The sequence below is a fragment of the Borrelia nietonii YOR genome (assembly GCF_023035795.1).
Classification (GTDB): Bacteria; Spirochaetota; Spirochaetia; order Borreliales; family Borreliaceae; genus Borrelia; species Borrelia hermsii.
Map to the genome: position 1 here is coordinate 707,593 of NZ_CP073148.1, position 19,920 is coordinate 727,512.

The 19,920-nt window shown below is 29.8% G+C and carries 17 protein-coding genes; 13 read left to right on the top strand and 4 right to left on the bottom strand.

The features are described 5' to 3' along the window. Window positions 1-33 precede the first annotated feature (33 nt). From bhYOR_RS03355 to bhYOR_RS03390, 8 genes are all read left to right on the top strand, one after another. Window positions 34-993: a glycosyltransferase family protein gene (locus bhYOR_RS03355; protein WP_025399969.1), complete on the top strand. Its 960-nt coding sequence runs from the start codon at window positions 34-36 to the stop codon at window positions 991-993. Then, window positions 986-1,981 (top strand): N-acetylmuramoyl-L-alanine amidase family protein, encoded by a 996-nt coding sequence (locus bhYOR_RS03360; protein ID WP_025399970.1) that lies wholly within the window; start codon window positions 986-988, stop codon window positions 1,979-1,981. Before bhYOR_RS03355 ends, bhYOR_RS03360 begins: the two co-directional genes overlap by 8 nt. After that, complete coding sequence (locus tag bhYOR_RS03365) at window positions 1,971-2,510, top strand: hypothetical protein (RefSeq protein WP_025434110.1); 540 nt, start codon at window positions 1,971-1,973, stop codon at window positions 2,508-2,510. Before bhYOR_RS03360 ends, bhYOR_RS03365 begins: the two co-directional genes overlap by 11 nt. Before the next feature lie 76 nt (window positions 2,511-2,586). Continuing rightward, window positions 2,587-3,618, top strand: coding sequence for a flagellar filament outer layer protein FlaA (locus bhYOR_RS03370; RefSeq protein ID WP_025434111.1), 1,032 nt, complete (start codon window positions 2,587-2,589; stop codon window positions 3,616-3,618). A 77-nt stretch (window positions 3,619-3,695) separates the two neighbouring features. Continuing rightward, window positions 3,696-6,266 carry a chemotaxis protein CheA gene (locus bhYOR_RS03375; RefSeq protein ID WP_025399973.1) on the top strand — a complete coding sequence of 857 codons (2,571 nt, stop codon included), beginning with the start codon at window positions 3,696-3,698 and terminating at the stop codon, window positions 6,264-6,266. Between the two features lie 7 nt (window positions 6,267-6,273). Continuing rightward, a complete protein-coding gene (locus tag bhYOR_RS03380; protein ID WP_025399974.1) occupies window positions 6,274-7,650 on the top strand; it encodes a CheR family methyltransferase in 1,377 nt (458 codons plus the stop codon). An 11-nt stretch (window positions 7,651-7,661) separates the two neighbouring features. Further along, entirely contained in the window at window positions 7,662-8,147 is a 486-nt protein-coding gene (locus bhYOR_RS03385; RefSeq protein ID WP_025399975.1) for a chemotaxis protein CheX, read from the top strand. A gap of 48 nt (window positions 8,148-8,195) precedes the next feature. Next, entirely contained in the window at window positions 8,196-8,636 is a 441-nt protein-coding gene (locus tag bhYOR_RS03390) for a response regulator (RefSeq protein WP_025399976.1), read from the top strand. 19 nt (window positions 8,637-8,655) lie between these two features. Here the strand turns inward: bhYOR_RS03390 and bhYOR_RS03395 are convergent, their stop codons facing one another. From bhYOR_RS03395 to bhYOR_RS03410, 4 genes are read right to left on the bottom strand one after another with little or no spacing between them, the layout of a single operon-like run. Beyond that, a complete protein-coding gene (locus bhYOR_RS03395) occupies window positions 8,656-9,168 on the bottom strand; it encodes a hypothetical protein (protein ID WP_025399977.1) in 513 nt (170 codons plus the stop codon). Continuing rightward, window positions 9,165-10,211: a hypothetical protein gene (locus bhYOR_RS03400; RefSeq protein WP_025399978.1), complete on the bottom strand. Its 1,047-nt coding sequence runs from the start codon at window positions 10,209-10,211 to the stop codon at window positions 9,165-9,167. Before bhYOR_RS03400 ends, bhYOR_RS03395 begins: the two co-directional genes overlap by 4 nt. Next, on the bottom strand, window positions 10,205-11,068 hold the full coding sequence (locus bhYOR_RS03405) for a hypothetical protein (protein WP_025434112.1): 864 nt from the start codon (window positions 11,066-11,068) through the stop codon (window positions 10,205-10,207). The genes bhYOR_RS03400 and bhYOR_RS03405 overlap by 7 nt, the downstream gene beginning before the upstream one ends. Continuing rightward, window positions 11,065-11,727 (bottom strand): HAD family hydrolase, encoded by a 663-nt coding sequence (locus bhYOR_RS03410; protein ID WP_025399980.1) that lies wholly within the window; start codon window positions 11,725-11,727, stop codon window positions 11,065-11,067. The genes bhYOR_RS03405 and bhYOR_RS03410 overlap by 4 nt, the downstream gene beginning before the upstream one ends. Window positions 11,728-11,942: 215 nt before the next feature. Here bhYOR_RS03410 and bhYOR_RS03415 point away from each other — a divergent pair, with 215 nt between their 5' ends. The 5 genes from bhYOR_RS03415 (at window position 11,943) to bhYOR_RS03435 (ending at window position 19,893) form a co-directional block, all read left to right on the top strand. Next, window positions 11,943-13,526 carry an ABC transporter ATP-binding protein gene (locus bhYOR_RS03415; protein ID WP_025399981.1) on the top strand — a complete coding sequence of 528 codons (1,584 nt, stop codon included), beginning with the start codon at window positions 11,943-11,945 and terminating at the stop codon, window positions 13,524-13,526. Next, window positions 13,527-14,678, top strand: coding sequence for an ABC transporter permease (locus bhYOR_RS03420; RefSeq protein ID WP_025399982.1), 1,152 nt, complete (start codon window positions 13,527-13,529; stop codon window positions 14,676-14,678). It begins immediately after the preceding gene. Then, on the top strand, window positions 14,650-15,576 hold the full coding sequence (locus bhYOR_RS03425; RefSeq protein WP_025399983.1) for an ABC transporter permease: 927 nt from the start codon (window positions 14,650-14,652) through the stop codon (window positions 15,574-15,576). Before bhYOR_RS03420 ends, bhYOR_RS03425 begins: the two co-directional genes overlap by 29 nt. 151 nt (window positions 15,577-15,727) lie before the next feature. Next, entirely contained in the window at window positions 15,728-17,956 is a 2,229-nt protein-coding gene (locus bhYOR_RS03430) for a methyl-accepting chemotaxis protein (RefSeq protein ID WP_025434113.1), read from the top strand. 35 nt (window positions 17,957-17,991) lie between these two features. Then, window positions 17,992-19,893: a methyl-accepting chemotaxis protein gene (locus bhYOR_RS03435; RefSeq protein ID WP_025399985.1), complete on the top strand. Its 1,902-nt coding sequence runs from the start codon at window positions 17,992-17,994 to the stop codon at window positions 19,891-19,893. Window positions 19,894-19,920: the final 27 nt, after the last annotated feature.

The following is a 19,920-nucleotide window of genomic DNA, read 5'->3' on the forward strand; positions in this document are numbered from 1 at the left end:
TAGTTTAATTATAAGGATTTTTGAAGTAAGTTTATGTATTTTAAGAGTAATGACTATTCTTATACAGTTATTCAGTCTAAAAATAATTATGTACAAAGGTCAACTTTTGGAATTTCTTTTGTAATTCTAAATAGAGGTACAAAAATTTTTAGAGAAGATTTATTTGAATTTCTCTCTAATTTTGATTTTATCAGAGAAATTATTTCTATTGAAAAGCAAAGTAATAGGAATTCTCTTCAATTTATTTCAGAAAGTTATGATAAATTGAAATTTATTTTACTTTCTGATGACTTGAATTCTGGCGAGAAGGTTAACTTAGCTATGAAAGAATCCATTTGTAGTTTTGTTTTTGTGTTGCAAAGTGATATGTACTTGTTAAATCCTTTTTGGATTCCTAATATATTTGATGAAATAGTTAAAAAGAATGTACTTCTTGTTGGCGGAGAATTTTTTGACAAGGAAGAAGAAGTTGTTCCATCAGTTTTTCTTCCGACTATTGATAAACAGCAGAAATTAAAGGTAATTTTAATAAATTCTGAGAAGGATTATGAGAAGACTTTAATTACTATGGATTATTGTGGTCTTTACTCTAAAGAGAAGTTTGTTCAGCTAGGGGGTTTTGATAGAAGGATTAAAAACGAATATTTTCAAAGGTTGGATTTTGGACTTAGGGCTATTTATTTCGGGGAGAGTATTCATATTTATAGAAAATTGCGCATACAATATACCGCTTTAAATGTTCCAGAAGATTTAACAAAAAATAGAAGTTATTTGATCTTTTTGCTTAAAAATTATGTTCCTATTTTTGTTGGAAACGGAATAAAATTTTCATTCCTTAGATTTTTGCAATTATGTTTAAGATATGGCGTTAACCCTTTTAAATTTGGCAGAGAATTTAAAGAGATCAAACATGAAACTATTAAGAATAGCTTAAGGTTTAAAGGTGACTTAAAGAGTGCAATTGAACTTTGGGAAAATAATATTATTGATTAATTTAATCTTTGTCTCTCTATTTTTAGATGCCCGGGAATTTGATTATGTTAATATTCTTGATTCATTTGATGGTAAGTGCTTTAAGTTTAACTTTAACATTGAAAATGATATTATTACAATTGAACATGAGAAGGGACATCTTAAGCTTAAGGTGGGATTTGAATATGGTCTCTCGTCTATTGGTTATTATATTTACGTAGATCCTATCCTTTTAAAGGATGGGGAGATTTTGGTAACCAAGAGGGCTTTGATACAGATTAAAAATTATTTTAGATCTTTGCAAAGCTACAGTAAACCACGAATAACATCGATAGTAATCGATCCTGGTCATGGTGGACATGATAGAGGAGCTGTTGTGACTCATAAAATAAATGAACATGATATTACTCTTTTAGAGAAAGATTTTTCTTTAACTTATTCTATTCATTTATATAAAATATTGAGTAATTATTTTTTAGATAGGAATATTTTACTAACGCGTGTAGATGATGTTTTCGTGCCGTTACAAGATAGATCTGAACTTGCAAATGCAATTAAACCAGATTTTCCAAATAATGTTATATTTTTATCAATGCATGTAAATAATGCGCCAAATCCTGAAGCTAGGGGAATTGAATTTTGGTATCTTCCTCAGGATTCAAAAAGAGAAGTTGTAAGAAATTTTAAAGGATATGATATTAGAGGTAATAGATACTTAAGGGAGCTTAATGATATACTAGATATTCAGTATAAATATGAGTCAAAGAAATTAGCTGAGATTTTATATGAAACTTTTAGTGATGTTTTATATGAAACCAAGATACGATCAATTAGGGAAGAGCAGTGGTTTGTGATCAAAAATAGTAGTATGCCTGCTGTGTTAATTGAGATTGGGTTTTTATCTAATCTTGCTGATGCGATGTTAATTTTGGATTACAATTATATGAGTAAGATGAATATGTTAGTACTTAAATCTTTAATTAAATTTATTGAGTTTTATGAAAAATAACGTTTTGGATATGATTTTGAAAAATAATTCTATCTATTGTAATTTTCTTGGTCGTAATAGAGATAAATATTTACTTGGAATACTAATTGCACTTTTATTGTTAAGTTTTCTGTGGTCTTCATGTATAATTTTTGTAAATTATGAGAATATTTTCTTTAGAAAAGTATTTTATTTTTATTCTGAAAATGAATTGATTTCTGATTTAAGATATTTAAAGGAGAAAAAAACTCTTAAAGAGAATTTGGATTTTTTAGTTGGAGACTTTCTATTGGGTAATAGTAAAGGTTTTTCTTTACAATTTGCGACAAGGAATGTAAAGCTTTTGTATTCTTTTATAAGCAATGATGTATATTTTATAAATCTTTCAAAAGAGTTTTATAGTTCTTTCAAAAATGGTGGGTATAATGACTCTGATAAACTTAGAGTAAAGTTATTTGTTGAATCTTTAAAAAAAACAATTAATTTCAACTATTCTGGAAATATTAGGGAAATTGTTATTTTTATTGAGGGGTATATTCTAGATGTTTAAGGCATTGGGGCAGTCTTGGATATGCTGTAAAATTAAAATGAGCAGCTTAAATAATTTTGTAGCAGGAGTTAATTTTATGACTAAAGTAAGAAATATTATTTTTATTTTATTTTTTCTTATTATCTTAAGTCCTATTTTCGGACAAGAAGCAACTGGTGCAGGTGCTAATTCCCTTAAAGATGAGCCTGGCGAAGTAGTTTTTGATTTTGTTGAACTTGCAAGAGATCCAAGTTCAACACGGCTTGATCTTGCAGATTATGTTGATCGTGTGTATTCTGGGGCTTCAAGTATTGTGAAGGCAGAAGATATGGTATTAGACCTTGGAATAAGTAATTGGACTGTTCTTTTGACCCCTTCAGCTAGGATGCAGGCTTATGTAAAAAATTCTGTTGTTGTTCCAGCTGTTGTTAAGGCTGAATCTAAAAGATATGCAGGCGATACAATCTTAGGAGTGAGGATATTATTCCCAAGTCATTCTCAATCTTCTGCAATGGTTTTGCCTCCATTTAAGATTCCGTTTTATGCTGGAGAGGATGGTAAGCAGTTTTTAGGTAAAGGTCTTATTGATAATATTAAAATTATGAAAGAAGTTAAGGTTACTGTTTACAGTTTGGGTCATGAGATCGATCTTGAAGTTTTATTTGAAGATATGAGTGGTATGGAATATGTTTATCCTTTAGGCACCTTGAAATTTAAAGGTTGGGCAGATTTAGTGTGGTCAAATCCTAATTATATTCCAGGCATAGGTGCTAGAGTGGTTAAAGATAACATTCCTAATTATCCTCTTCCTTCAAGTAAGATGAGATTTAAGGCATTTAGGGTTTTAAAATCTCATAGCTCAAGGGATCAGAATTTGATTTTTTATGTCAAGGATGTAAGGGTTATTTATAGTAAGTTAAGTGTTTCCTTGGATTCTGATATTGATAATGAATCTGTATTTAAGATTTATGAGACACGTGGGGCGGAATCACTTCGACGATTGAAATCACAGGAAGCTCTTAAGAGAGTTTTAAAGATTAGAGAAAGTGTGTCAATGCCAGGTGAGTCTTTCCAAAATTTCTTAGAGAAAGGCGGTAATGATGAATCTGGAAAACGAACTGAAAAATAATAAATTTAATGATGTGTGAATAGGGCTTAAATCTTTAAGATTTTGCCCTATTAAGCTGAGATAGGAAAAATAGGCTAATGCTAGATTCAGATAATAAAGAGCTTTTAGAGATTTTTTTTGAGGAAGCTCAGAATCTTGTAGATACTCTTGAAGAGAATATTATGTCATTAGAGGATGACCCTAATAATGCAGAAACTATTGATGAGATATTTAGGGCGGCACATACTCTTAAGGGCGGTTCAGCTTCTGTTGATATGATGGAACTCTCAGGTTTTACTCATGTTGTTGAGGATGTATTTGATGCTATTAGAGATAATAAATTAAAGATATGCAATGATCTTGTTGATTTACTTTTAAATGCACTTGATGTAATAAAAGGCATGCTTGATGCACGTCTTAATGGAGATGTTTATTTAAAAGATGTAAGCGAGCTTAAAAATAAATTAAGAGAATTTTTAGGAGATGGACATCAAACAACTTCTGTTGTATCTTTAGAGAAAATAAATGATGATGAATTTTTGCTTTCTTCCCGTGAACTTAGTGATATGTGCGAAGTTGTAGGACTTGAGCAAAAAGTTTTAAGAGTTAGTATTTATTTTAATCAAGATAATCCTATGGCTACAATTGCTGGCATACAAATGTTTCAGGCTTTAAAAGACTTAGGACCAATTCTTTACACTGTTCCTAACTATGAGCAAATTATTGCAGATAAGTTTTTAAGCAGAGTAGATTATTATTTAATATCTTTAAATAAACGTAATGTTGCAGAAAAAATAGATTTGTCTGATGTTGCTTTAAGTTATGCAATTGATGAATTTGATATTGGTAGTGAATTGGCAAAGGCAGAGTTAAGAGAGAAAAATACTGTTGTTCATGATGCTGTATCTAAAGGTGAATTGCAGCTTTCTAATGATGAGCTTATAAGTTTAAGGGGGCATATTGGTGATGCTGAGTTATTTGAGGTGAAGTTAAATTTCAATAAAGATAATCCTATGGCAACAATTTCTGGATTTCAAATGTTGCAGGCGTTAAAAAGCTTAGGTGAAGTTTATAAATCTATTCCTGATAGTGAAGATTTATTAACCGATAAGTTTTTTGATTCTATTGTATATTATTTAATATCAAATACCTCAGTGGATAGTATTTCTAGAAAGGTAGATTTATCAGATGTTATTATTAGTTTTGATATTAAGAAAATCGATTTGGAGAATATTAAAGATGTAGATTTAAATACCGAAGTTGAGAGTTATACTCCTGTTAAAGAATCAAAAAAGCCAGCTGTGAATGTCAATTTAATTAGGATCGATAGTAAAAGGATAGATTCCATATTAAATCTTGTAAGTGAAGCTGTTATAAGTAAGTCAGCTTATAATCAAATAAATTCTGATATGACATCTTTCCTTTATGGTTTTAATCATTTTTATGATTATCAAGAAAGTTTTCGCAATAGTTTCTTGGTAGATTTAAAGATGATTTTTAAGGATGTAGGTTTGGAATTGGAAAGTTCTCTTGAGAGCCAAATAGCAAATTTGGTGGAGCATAAAATTGATAGAACTTTACAAGATATGGTAGGTTTAAGAGATTTATTGCTTAAAATTCTTCAAGATTCTAAATTTGCATCTAATAGGCTCTCTAGGATCATTACTGATTTGCATGAGAGTGTTTTAAAGACAAGAATGCTACCAGTTTCTGGTATTTTTTCAAGATTTACAAGAGTGGTAAGAGATCTTTCAAAGAAGTTAGGTAAAATTGTAGAGCTTAGGACTGAAGGGGAGGATACGGAGGTTGATAAATCTGTCATAGATGATCTTGTAGATCCCTTAATGCATTGTATTAGGAATTCTATGGATCATGGACTTGAGACAGCTGATGAGAGACTTAGCAATGGTAAGGATAAAACCGGTCATATAGTTTTGCGTGCCAAGAATGAAGGTAATGTGATATCAATTGAGATTGAAGATGATGGAAGAGGTATAGACCCAAATATTATTAGGCGGAAGTCAATTGAGAGAGGTTTAATAAAGGAAGATACGGTTTTATCTGAGAGTGAAGTTCTTAACTTAATTTTTGAACCTGGATTTTCAACAGCTAGTCAAATTACAGATGTTTCTGGTAGAGGTGTAGGACTTGATGTTGTTAAGAGTAATGTTAAGAAATTAAATGGAAATATTATAATAGATTCAAAAGTTAATGTTGGTACTACTTTTAAAATAAAGCTTCCTTTAACGTTGGTGATTGTGCAGGGTCTTCTTGTAAAATCAGGCAGTGAGATTTATGTTGTTCCTTTAAATAGTGTTCTTGAAACGCATAGAATTAGTGAGGAAAATATTAAGTTTCTTGAAAATGATCATGAAGTTTATAATTTAAGGGAAGAAGTTATATCTGTGCTTAGGCTTGATGAGCTTTTTAATATAAAAGACGATCAAACCTTATATGAGAAGTTTTTGATAGTCATTAGTATTAATGATAAAAAGGCAGGGATAATTGTGGATTCTATTATTGGAGAAGAAGATTTTGTTGTAAAACCTATTAAAGATAAGTATGCGTCAAGTCCCGGAATAGTTGGGGCTACTACACTTGGTAATGGTAAGGTTGTCTTAATTATTGATGTATTTAGGCTTTTTGATCTAAAGGATATGAAAGGATAGTCTTATGATGGAAATAAAAGAGATATATTCAGGTGAGCCTAATTTAAATAGGCAGGTTAAAGGAATTAACCCTGTTAATTTGGATTTTAAAGTAGTATCTTTTAATATTGGTAATGATAATTATTTAGTAGATATTATGCAAGTTAAGGAGATTAGGAAATCTAGTAATTTTACATATGTCCCAAATGCTGAGAAATATGTGGTTGGTCTTGATAATTTAAGAGGTGAGATAATCTCCATTATTGATTTGAGAATAATGTTTAATTTGGAAGTCATTAAGAAAGAGCGTGAAGACATTATGGTTCTTAGGAATGACTATTTATTAATAGGCGTTATTGTTGATAAGGTTAATAATGTTTTTTCAATTGATTCTTCTCTGATTCAGGATCCTCATCCTGTTCTATCTCAGGGAGCACTTATACGCTACATAAAAGGAGTAGTGGAATATAGTGGAAAATTATATATTCTTCTTGATGTTGATAAGATTTTTAATTATGATAGAGAAGAAGAACTTTTATTGGAAGATAGTAGCAATGATGATAAGGTAAATTCTTCTGATTCTGAATCATTGTCTTATAGTAATAATTCCTTAGAATTACCAGAATCATCTGTTAGTGAGATTGTAACATCATCTAAGGATGATTTAGTTGATTTAAAGGTTATTAAAAAAAATCTTTTTAAATATTCTTTCAATGCGTCTTTAGTAAGTGATGAGTTTTTAAAGAAAGTTAGTATGAAATTAGATATTGCAAATATTAATGATTTAGCTTATGATGACTTTTTAGGTGAATTTTATTCAAAATCATCAGGGCGCTTATGGAATGATAAATATTTAAAAGGATTTCAAGATGAAATTGTTAAGCATTATGTTAATGATATGAGTGATGTTGGTACCGTTTTAAATGTTTTTGAGATTGGATGTGGTGAAGGAAAAGAGACAATATCTTATGTGAATGTTTTATGTGAGTCTTATAAAAATCCTTTTAAGGTAACAGCTATTGATAATGATTTAATTAAGGTGATTGGCACTTCTAATTTAGTTTTCTCAGAATCTGAGATCAATTTGAGCGAGATTTATAAGAAAAATTCTTTTGAACAGAGTCCGGGAGTTTATAAATTCAAGCCAGAGATTATTAATAGTATTTTATTTGAATATTCAGATGCCATTTTATCAGAATTTCCAGAGAATTTGGGAATTATTTTTTTAAGAGATGTTTTATGTTTCTTGAATGATGATGGGCAAGTTTTAATTCTGGATGCGATTGCAGAAAAATCTGTTAGGGGTGCTCTTTTGATTTTGGGAGATAATGAAGAACTTAAGAACAATGATATTTTTGTAAAAGATAGATCTGTGGAATATTTTAACTTGTATAAAAGGATCTAAAGGAGAAATTAATGAGAATAGATTATATAGAGCCGTTTTTAGATGCTGCTTCTTCAGTTTTAAGGGATATGTTGCTTGTTGAAGATATTCAGATGGGCAGTCCTGGACTTAAGTCGATAAATCAAAAAATAAAAGGGGTTTCTGTGATTGTAGGGCTTGCAGGTTCTGTTGAAGGTAGCATTATCATTGATATGGATATTGATACTGCACTTTTTGTTGCTTCTAAGTTGAATTTTGAGGAGTATGTTGATTTTGATGATGAAGAGACTAAGGAGATGGTAGCTGCAACTCTTACGGAAGTTGGCAATATTATTGCTGGTAATTTTGTTACTACTTTGCATGCTAAGGGTTTTGTGTTTGATATAACCCCGCCAGCTTTTATTTATGGAGAAAATATGAAAATAAGTAATAAGGGTTCTGAAGCATTAATAGTACCTTTTACTTTACCAGATGGTAAAATTATCGAGGTTAATATTGCAATAAGAGAGAGGGTTTGATATGATTATGAAGTTGAAAATACTTATTATGAGAAAAGAGGGTTTAATATGATCCAGAAAACTACAATTTCTATGGATTCTACAAATAAACCAAAGGGGATTAATTATGAAACCGGAGCTCCTTTTAATGTTTTGATTGTAGATGATTCAGTCTTTACTGTAAAGCAGCTTACACAAATTTTTACTTCTGAAGGATTTAATGTTATTGATACTGCTGCTGATGGCGAGGAGGCTGTGATCAAATATAAAAATCATTATCCTAATATTGATGTTGTTACTCTTGATATTACTATGCCTAAGATGGATGGAATAACTTGTCTTTCTAATATCATGGAGTTTGATAAAAATGCTAAAGTAATAATGATTTCTGCTTTAGGAAAAGAACAGTTGGTTAAAGATTGTTTGATTAAAGGTGCAAAGACGTTTATTGTAAAGCCTCTTGATAGAGCCAAGGTTCTTCAAAGAGTTATGTCTGTATTTGTTCAATGAAGTAGTATTGTTTACTTATTTAGTATTTTTTATAAAAAATCAATTCATTACTTATTTCATTTAGGTTTTTTGTGAAATATGACATGTTGAGGTTGAAGATTTCTAATTTGTTTTTGTTATTATTACCTATGTGTAGTTCTAACTTATAAAATCCCTTTTTGGTGTATATTAATGCTGAACTTTTAAAAAGTGAATCTATAGTTTTTATTTTAAATATTTTATATTTTAAAAAATCCTTATCAATAATTTCACTTTGAAGTAAATATTTATTGGCTTCTTTGTAAGTTGGAGTTATTGTCGCGTAATCAATGTTATTCCTTAGAATGCTTTTTAAAAAATTTTCTGTTAATTCATATATCTGTATCTCATGTGTGTTTTTTGGATATTGAGTATAGTATTCTTCTTCTATTATTAAATTAAAAGAGGAGTATTGCCTATTTGTTTCTGATGATCGTTTTTCAATTGAAGTTGTTATTAGTCTTGAGTAGATTGATGTGTTAATAATGAGTAGCATAAATATTTTTCTTATCATAGATGTTCCTTATTGCTATTTATTATTTTTTTAACTTTTTCAATTTCTAAGGGAAGTTTGCTTTTTCTTTTTGCGTTTAGTTTGTCTTTTAATAAAAGATTGTTAAAGGTTTTTGCCATTTCATATACTTTTTCTTCGCTGAAATGAAAAGGAATTTGAATTTTTCTGTATTCAATTGGATCTTGTAAGACTTTTTGCATTAGTATGATTGGATTTAAAAAACTTGCTTTAAAGAACTTATAAAAATTTGTTAAAAATAGTGAAAATGATATAAAGAGTGTAAATAGAAATATCCCAATTACAGAATCATTTTTTCTTTGCAGATATTTATCTATATAAAATTTTGTTTGATCCATTTCAATAATTTTGTATTCACTAGGACTATAATAGAAAAATATATCATCGGATTTAGAATATATTGTTTTATCTATATCTTTAATTATTAGTATAAATGGATATTTTTCTTTAATATAGTTTTTTTCAGTTGTTATTGATATGTTTTTTATGATATTAAATTCTTGCTTTTCTGGAATTGTATTTGCAAAACCTGAACTTGAAAATATTATGAAAAATATGAATGGAATTAGTAAACTTATTGAGAATGTTCTGGCAAATGCAATTAAAATTAGATTTTTTTCTTTTGGATTATAATAAATTTCAATCATTAAATCGTTAAATCTAAGAAGTCTTAAGAATCTTAATTTGAAAAGTGAAAGTATGATTGGTCTTATAATTGTTTCGTAAGGATTAATTATATTTTGAATTTGATAGGAGCTATAAAATATTAAGGGAATTAGGCAATGGATTAAATCAAAAAACAGATTATTTCTTATATATATTTGTAATGTTCGTGAAAAATAAGCTTTTAAAATTTTATGAAAAAAAATAAAGATCAGTATTGCATCGAATAAAAAGCCAATGAATATTAGGGCAAATCGAATCTTGTATGGTAAGAAAAGTATTATTGATAATTCTTCTATTAGGAATGCAAGTATCGAAGTGATTAAAGTAGCTTTAAAAAAATTTACAAATATCTTTACCATTTATTTTTCCTAGCTATTTCTAGAAGTTCCTTAATAATTCTTGGATCATAGTCTTTTGAGCTTGATTGTTTTATTGAAAACCAGCTCTCATCATATCCCATAAATCCTTTTGTTCTATTGTTTTTAATATTTGGGATTCTGGTTCTGTTTGAAAAAATGGATATTAGTGTTGCAATTGGTGACATGTTACTTAAATGTTCATACTTAAACAGACTTTGGGTTATTAGATTAGCTGTGTTGTCATCTAAAAAGTTGATTTCTTTGCTAACTAATCTTGATGTATCTTCAACATTTCTTGGAATTAATTTTATCTCTTTTTCTAAATAAAACTTAATTATTAAAACCCTTAATAAGAGTAGAATTTTTATGTAGTTTTTTACAAGTTTTGAAGAATCAAGAATATCGTTTTCTTTTTTGATTAGGTATATTGTGTAGGAATTTTTGTCTTCAAATAGTTTATTTATATAAAATGTTATATGCCCATTGCTTATGGCATTGAAATTATATAAAAATTCTTTTCTTAAGTAAGGATTTGCTTTAATGGAGCCAAATATTAATTCTAAATTATTTTTATTAAATTTTTTGTTAAAAAGGTCTTTTACAATATTTAGATCAATAGATTCAATATTTGACAAAACAAGGGAAGTAATTATTATGTCTGTTTTTTCTTTAACGTATTGAGTCAGTGAATCAGTATCGAATTTAAAGTTTTCGTCTATGAATGTTGAAATAGTTTTTTTATTTTCTTCTAGATATTTGATTATTTCAATTTCTTTTTCAAAGACCGACAATCCCTTTATGCTTTCATGATTAAATAAATAATGATATAGGTGTGGAAAATATACTTTTAGTTTCATTTGATTATGTCCAGAAGTTCAGATGGACTATTTAAAATATATTTTGCTCCGCTTGCTTTTAATTCTTCTATTGTTCTAAATCCCCATGAAACTCCTATAGGTAGAAATCCAGCATTCTGAGCAGTTATCATATCAACGTCACTGTCTCCGATGTATGCTATTTCTTCTGGTGTAATATTTAATTCTGTGATCATGTCAAGTGCATTTGCAGGATCTGGTTTTGCATCAAATCTTGCTGAGTAGCCTCTCACTTCAAAGAAGCTTATATCTTTAAATATATCTTTTGATATCGTTAATAATTCTGTGTGGTTTTTATTGCTTAAGATTCCAATAGGGATGTTAAGTGAGTTTAGCTTTCGTAAAAGTTCTGGTATACCATCATATGCTTTTGTTCGGGAAGAAAGATTTTGATTATATTCTTTTACAAATTCTAGGTAAAGATTATCTTTCAGGTGCTTATTATTTAAGTTTATGTTAAGATGTTCTAAAGTGTTCTCTACTAATTTGGAATATCCTCTTCCAACAAGAGTGTTAAATTCATCTGTTTTAATTTCTGTATATCCTAATTTTTTTAAAGCAGCGTTCATTGAGAATGCAATATCCATGATGCTGTTTATTAAAGTTCCATCCATGTCAAAAATGCAAGCTTTGATTTTCATATTTTAATCCTCTTGATAAGTAATTATTATAATGTGCCTTCATTTTATCATTATTTTTGATCTTTATATTAAGTTTATTTCATGATTTTTGATATTTTGCATGATTTTTGATTTTTTTTTATGAAGATCTCTTGAAAATATTTGTTTTTAGTTTTAGCATGTCTGGTTAGGGTATAAATAAATATTATTTACCTTTGTTAAATTTCAGGTTATCTTTGATGCAAGACATATTAATTTTAGATAAAGTTACTAAGCGATATGGCGACTTTGTTGCTAATGATAATATTTGTATGAGCTTTAAAAAGGGAGAAATACATGCAATTCTTGGTGAGAATGGTGCTGGCAAAACCACTTTAATGAAAACTATTTATGGAATTCATAGACCTGATAGCGGGCAAATTTTTTTAAAAGGTAATGAACTAAAACTTAAAGATTCAAGTGAATCTATTCGAAGTGGCATTGGGATGGTTTTTCAACATTTTATGTTAATTCCAAAATTTACGGCTGTGCAAAATATTATTTTAGGATATGAAGATTCAAGATTTGGTTTTATTAATTATGATCGTGCAAGAAATAAGATACTTAAGCTTTCTGAAAAATATGGTTTAAAAATAGATACTGATAAGCCTATTGAAAATTTAGGTGTTGGAATGGGACAAAAAATAGAAATACTTAAAGTTCTTTATAGGAATGCAGATATTATTATTTTTGATGAACCTACAGCGGTGCTTACTCCTAATGAGATTAATGAATTCATAAATGTTTTAAAAATATTGGCTGTAGAGGGGCATACTATAATACTTATTACACATAAAATAAAAGAAATAAAGGCTGTGGCACAAAGGTGTACAATTATGCGTCTTGGAAAAGTGATTGGAACTTTTGATGTTGCTGAGACTGATGAGAGAATGCTTACTAAATTGATGATAGGCAAAGAAACTTCTTTTAATATATCCAAGAGACAGGTTGTTGATTACACTAACGTTTTTGAGGTTAGGAATTTAAATGTTAAAGATGAACGAGGTATTTTAAAAGTTAAGAATATTAGTTTTAATCTTAGAGAAGGTGAAATTTTTGGAATAGCTGGTGTTGAAGGAAGCGGTCAAGAAGAATTAATCGAGGCAATTCTTGGTATTAGAGATATCTTTAGTGGGGACATAATTAAGAAGATTGATGGCAATTTTGAATCAATAAAGGGTCTTAGTGTTAAACAAATAATAGATAGAAGAATTGGCCATATTCCATCTGATAGACAAACCCACGGTCTTATTTTAGATTTTAATATTTTTCAAAATATTGGAATCAAGAGTTTTGATAATGTGAATTATTTAAAAATGGAGCGTAGTGATGTGTGTGATAGTAAATTAAGGTTTAAATTTTTAAATACCCTTAAAAAACAGTTTGTTAACTTTAATTTAACTTTTCTTAAGAAGATAACTGAACAACTTACAGTTTCTTTTGATATTAGACCGAGAGATATTTTAAGCAAAGTTAAAAATCTATCTGGAGGTAATCAACAAAAGGTAATTGTTGCACGTGAGATTAGTTTAAAACCTGATATTCTCTTGGCAGTTCAACCTACAAGGGGACTTGATGTGGGTGCTATTGAAAATATTTATAAAAAAATGATGGAGCAAAGAGATGCAGGAATGACAATTCTTCTTGTGTCTTTTGAGCTTGATGAGCTTATGAGTATTTGTGATAGGATAGCTGTAATGTATGATGGGAGAATTGTTGGTATTTTGGAGGATAATTTTGATGCTGAGATTATTGGTAAAATGATGATGGGTGTAATTTGAATGAAAATTAATAATTATAAATATAAAGAGATAATTGTATCGTTTTTAAATTCATCAATATTTATTAACTTTTTTGCATTTTTATTAGGAATTTTAATTCTTGGACTCATAGTATTGCTTCTTGGATATTCTCCTCTTAGAATGTACTATATAATGATAGAAGTTATATTTTCTTCTCCTAAGCATTTTGGGTATATTATAAGCTATGCCACACCATTAATTTTTACAGGTCTTTCAATTGGTATTGCCTTAAAAGTAGGACTTTTTAATATTGGTGTTGAGAGTCAGTTTATGCTTGGTTCAATTTCAGCTTTAATAGCTGGAATTTTTTTGGATTTTTCTCCTTTATTACACGTAATTTGCATTTTCATTTTTGCATTTTTAGCGTCAGGAATTTTGGGTATTTTAATTGGATATTTAAAAATTAAATTTAACATCAATGAAGTAATTTCAGGGATAATGTTTAATTGGATTTTGTTTCATGTGAATAATCTAATCATAGATTTGCCTGCTATTAAAAAGAATAACAGTGATTTATCTAAGCCAATTCGAGAAAGTGCTTTTATTGATTTTTTTGGTTCTTGGAAACTTTCATCTGAAGGACTTGCTTATAGAGCAGAACATCCATTTATTAATGATTTATTAAAGGCTCCTCTTAATTTTGGGATAGTTATTGGGATTATTATTGCTATTTTAATGTGGATTTTATTAAATAAGACAATGCTTGGTTTTAAAATAAGTGCTGTAGGACATAATATTGTAGCGTCTTATCGTGTGGGAATTGATATTAAAAAAATTTTGCTGTTTGCTATGTTTCTTGCAGGTGCACTTGCGGGACTTGCGGGTGCTATACAGGTTATGGGTGTTACTAAGGCAATATTTAAGCTTTCTTATATGGAAGGGACAGGTCTTAATGGTATAGCTGTCGCTTTGATTGGTAATAATTCTCCAATAGGAATGATATTTTCAAGTACTTTATTCTCAATTTTGCTTTATGGTAGTAGTAGAGTTCAAAGTTTAATGGGATTGTCCTCTTCAATTGTATCTTTGATGATAGGAATAGTGGTGATTGTGATTTCTGCTAGTCATTTTTTAAATAAGATAGTCTTGGGGGGTATAAAAAGTGTTAAACGCAATAATATTTCTAATTAGCGAAACATTGGTAAATTCTCAGATCTTAATTTTGGCTGGTCTTGGGGGGCTTATAAGTGAGAAAAGTGGAATAATAAATATTGGTCTTGAGGGTACAATGGCTCTTGGAGCATTTGTTGGTGCTACGGTTGCATATTGTTATGGTAGTCCATTATTTGCAATTTTTGTTGGAGGTCTTTCAGGACTTATTCTTTCAAGTCTTCATGCCATTTTTACTATTTTTTTTAAATCAGATCAGATAATAACTGGGATGGCTATTAATTTTTTGGGACCGGCTATTGCTATGTTGTTTGGAACTTTTATTTTCGGTTCTGCTTCAACTCCCCCAATAAATATTAAGTTGCCCATACTTTTTGACGGAGTTTTAGATAAAAAGTCTTTTATATTTCAGATTTTTGGAAAAAGATATTCACTCTATATTGCAATTATGTGTGTTATTTTTTTTCATATTATGTTTAAATATACTAAAGTTGGACTTAGAATTAAAGCCAGTGGTGAAGAGCCAGAAGTTTTAGAATCCCTTGGAGTTAATGTAATTATGATTAGGTTTTTTTGTGTTCTTCTAAGTGGATTATTTGCAGGAGTTGCTGGAGCAGTGCTCTCTACTGTGATTGCTTCAAGTTATATGCAAGGAATTATTGGTGGGCAAGGTTTTATTGCCATTGTTATGGTAATTTTTGGGAATTGGCAACCTTTTGGGATTTTGATGGGTAGTTTTTTATTTTCTTTTATAAGAACCTTAGTTGTTATGATGTCTCAAATTTCTTTTTTATCTTTAAAGATTCCTTTTAAAATATTAATCATTTTACCTTATGTTGTTGTGATTCTAAGTCTTATGTTTCTTTCAAAAAATAATTATGTTCCTAAAGCTTTAGGTTTACCTTATAAAAAAGATTGATTTTTATTTTTATTTCTTTTAAGATACAGGTGGAATTATTTAGGGTTTATTTGGGAATTATATTTTTTGATATAAAGTTATGAGGGATATCTACTTAATTCTTATATTTGTTAAATTAATTAAGTGAGTGATTAATTTACGGGGTAGTTTTATGTTAAAAATTAAGCACAGATTTGTTGGATTTTTGTTTTTATGTTTAGTGATAACCATATTGTTTTTTTCTTTAATTTTTAAGTTTGTTTTGAGTAATTATTTAGAGCATTATTATAAGCAACTTACAAGAGCTCAAGCAAGACGAGCTGCTTTTGCTATGCAGGCTTTATTAGATACATTTTATATAATAATTGATGGTGCAAGTTCCAATTTAGCCCTTGAGACCATGGATGAGTATTCGTCTATTAAAAATGGTGGGCAGATGTTTTCAGAGGTCGAATTAGACATGCTTAGAGAGAATTCTCAAATAGTTCTTGATTCTGTAAAGGGGTATAAAAAATATCGGGGTCGGTTGTATGATATATTGTGGGATTTAAAGCTCGATACTGTTTATGAAGAATTTGCATTTCTAGATTTTGAAGGTAAAGTAATTGTTACTACAAGACATGCGAATAATATGGATTTTGGTCAGTCTGAGTCAAATACTGAGTATTTTAAAAAATCTGTAGAAGAGTATAAGAAAAATAAATTGAGTTTTATTGGCTGGTATTCCGGTCTTACTGAGGGGATAGCAGGAGAAGTTGCTGTTAGATCCTACTATAAGGATAAAAAGGCTTCTGCCATAGTTGTTCCTGTATATTCAGCAGAAGATAAAGTGTTCCTTGGCTATTTGGTAGGTTATTTGCTTAATGATGTTATAAGAGATAGATTAGATAGATCTAGATTTGGTTTTTATAATAGAGGAAATTTATTTTATTTAGATCCATATAATAATCTTGTTAATCCTTTAATAGAATATAATGAGAGTTCTAAACTTAGTGCTAAGTTTGTTGATGTTTTAAAGGATACATTGTCCAAGCCCCCTAGGCAACCTATTGTGTCAACTGAGGTGCCAGTTTATCAGATTGAGAAAGCGTATCTTCCAGAGATGGGGTTGTATAACTATTATGCCATATTGCCTATTAGCAGTGAGCTTGGAGAGAATAGTGGAATTCTTGTTGCCAGAATCCCTTATGAGGATATTCATGGGGTTATTGACAGTTTAGCTTTGAAATTTATTGTAAGCTCTGTCTTAGGCATTATCATATTGGTTGTTATTCTTTCAACGAAGGTAGAGAAAATTATTAGTTCTAGGTTAAATTTGATTAGAAATTTAGTAAAGGAAATAGTCCAAGGGAATTTAGATAAAGATTGTGTTATTGGTAATGATAAGTATTTTGATGAGCTTAGTTCATTAGGGTTACAAGTTATTAAAATGAGAAATGCAATTGCGGATGCTATTGCAAGTGTTTTAAGGAATATTAATTATGTTAATAAGGCAAGTGTTGAAGTTGCTAATTCAAGTCAAAATTTAAGTTCTAGTGCATTACAGCAAGCGTCAACACTTGAAGAAATGTCAGCTAACATTGAACAGATATCAGCTGGAGTTAAGATGAGTGCTCATAATTCCCAAGAAACAGAACGAATTGCTTTAATTACTAATGAGAGTGCTCAAATAGGGGGTAAGGCTGTTGAAGAATCTGTTGTGGCTATGCAGGCTATTGTTGAGAAGGTTAGCGTTATTGAAGAGATAGCGAGAAAAACTAATTTACTTGCTTTAAATGCAGCTATTGAAGCTGCAAGGGCTGGGGAGGAAGGCAAGGGATTTGCTGTTGTAGCAAGTGAAATTAGAAAGCTTGCTGATCTTAGCAAGGAGTCTGCTCTTGAGATTGGTGAATTAGTTGAAGAGAATTCTAGATTGGCAACGGAAGCTGGATTAATATTTAAGGATATGTTACCTGAAATAGAAAAAACTACCAATCTTGTGAAGAGGATTTCTGAGGGAAGCTACAAACAAAATGAACAAATTATGCATTTTAAAATGGCCCTTGATCAGGTTGGAGAAGTCGTTCAAGCTTCAGCATCAAGCAGTGAAGAGCTTTCAAGTATGGCTGATAGAATGCTTGAAAAGGCAAAAGAGCTCAAACAGGTAATATCTTTTTTCAAAGTTAAAGATTCTGAGGTTAATATTTCTGATGCATTTAACGATGAAGATGATGATTTTGTAACTGGGAGTCTTGCCACTTTGAATGTGGAGAGTAATCCATCTTTGAAAGATAGGCAAGATGATATACATGGTGATTCAAATGTAAGTTATGAGTCTATTAATAAAAGGGTAGATCCTAAGAAAGCTATTGATGTTGTCGATAAGAATTTAGATTTTGATGAGGACTTTTCAGATTTTTAGAATTTATTTTTGTAAGAGGTGGTTAGTGTATGAAACTGAAGCTGAAAGTTAGGATATTACTTATTGTTAGTATTCTTATATCAATTTTTATTTCTGTATTATTTTTCGTATTTGGGATGACGATTAGTTCTAGTTTAATAGATCAGCAGTTAGATCTTATGGAAAATCTTATTGGCAATGTCAAAAATTCTGTAAGCATATATCTCTCCTCAATGGAAGAAAGGGTTAAAATTAATTCAATGTATTTAGACTCTTCAGATAGATTTGAATCTATTGCTAAAAGTAAGCCTAAGAGAACAGAGGCTATTTTAGATCAAATTGAGATCTTGCTTAAGACAGGCAGAGGTAGTAACTTGATGATAACTGATAAGAAAGGCGAGATAGTATTTACTACTGCTGTTAAAGATAATAGTGATTATGGCATTTCTGTTGCAGATAAGGGATATTTTGTTAATTTAAGGAACACTAGTTCTGTTTATAATTCTTCTATTCTTTTGGCAGATTCTGGGTCTGTTGAAGAGGTTTTGATGAAGGATATTTCTAAGGTTAGGAATAAGGCAGGACAAATCCCTTATTTATTAATAGGAGTTCCTTTAAGAGATCGTGATACCAATGATATTTTTGGTTATTTTATGATCTTTTATGCTACCGATCATCTTTATAATTCATTTAAAGGTATTGTTTTTGGAGCATTAGGCCGCGGTCGGGCTATGGTATTTGACAGAACGGGTTCATTTCTTATCCATCATACTTGGTTTCCTGGCGATAATTTAGTTGGTGTTAATCCTTACTATGATGACGTAGTTAAGAAGACTTCTGAAGATTTAATGCAAAAAAATAAAGAAATTAGTTTAGGACGTTATGTTGATCCTCTTGACGAAGCATATATTGGACTTGCTCAAAAGATAAAGTGTAAATTGTCTAATATGTCATTTATAGTATATTTGAGAACTAATGAAAGAGATTTTTATTATATGTCTAGACTTACTACTTTAATTTTGGGAATAAGTTTTGTAGTTACTTTAGTTGTTCTTGGATTGGTTACTATTTATCTTGTAGGTAAACTTAGTGCTGTTTTAAATGGAATTTTAAATTATTCTGGAAGACTTGCTTCTGGGGATTTTACTGTTTCAAATTATTCTTTAGAGTGGAAAACTTTAGAACTTTATGGATTATATGAAAATTTGGAGCTTTTAAGATCTAACTTTTCATCTGTTGTCAGAGGAGTTATTGAGAATCTTGATTATCTTTATGAAAATGCAATTCAGATAGCAAATGCGAGTCAAAATTTAAGTTCTGGAGCAGTTGAACAAGCATCTACATTAGAAGAGATGACAGCAAATATTGAGCAGATATCCCAAGGTGTTAGTGAGAATACCGATAATGCTTCTACTACTGAGAGTATTGCTGTTAACACTAATGAGAAAACTCGTGATGGACATCAATCTGTTGTTAAAGCTATTGAGGCGATGGAAGTTATTACAGATAAAATAAGCGTTATTGATGAGATAACGAGGCAAACCAATTTACTTGCTTTAAATGCTTCTATTGAAGCTGCTAGAGTAGGGGATAAGGGTAAAGGATTTGAAGTTGTTGCTGCTGAGGTTAGGAAGCTTGCTGATCAGAGCAAGGAGTCTGCTAGAGAAATTATTGATATTGCACATAAGAGTTTAACTATTGCAAGTAAAGCAGGTAATAATTTTGAGCAGATTGTTCCTGGAATGGAGAAAACAGCTGGGCTTGTTAAGAGTATTACTCGTGAGAGTTCTAACCAGAGTAATCAGATTGGACAATTTAAGAATGCAATAGAACAAGTTAGTCAATTGGTTCAAACAACAGCATCAAGTAGTGAGGAACTCTCAGCAATGTCTGATAGAATGTTGGAGAGTGTTAAACATTTAAAGGAATCCGTAGATTACTTTAAGATTGATAAATAATTTATAGGGATATTTAAATTATCCCTA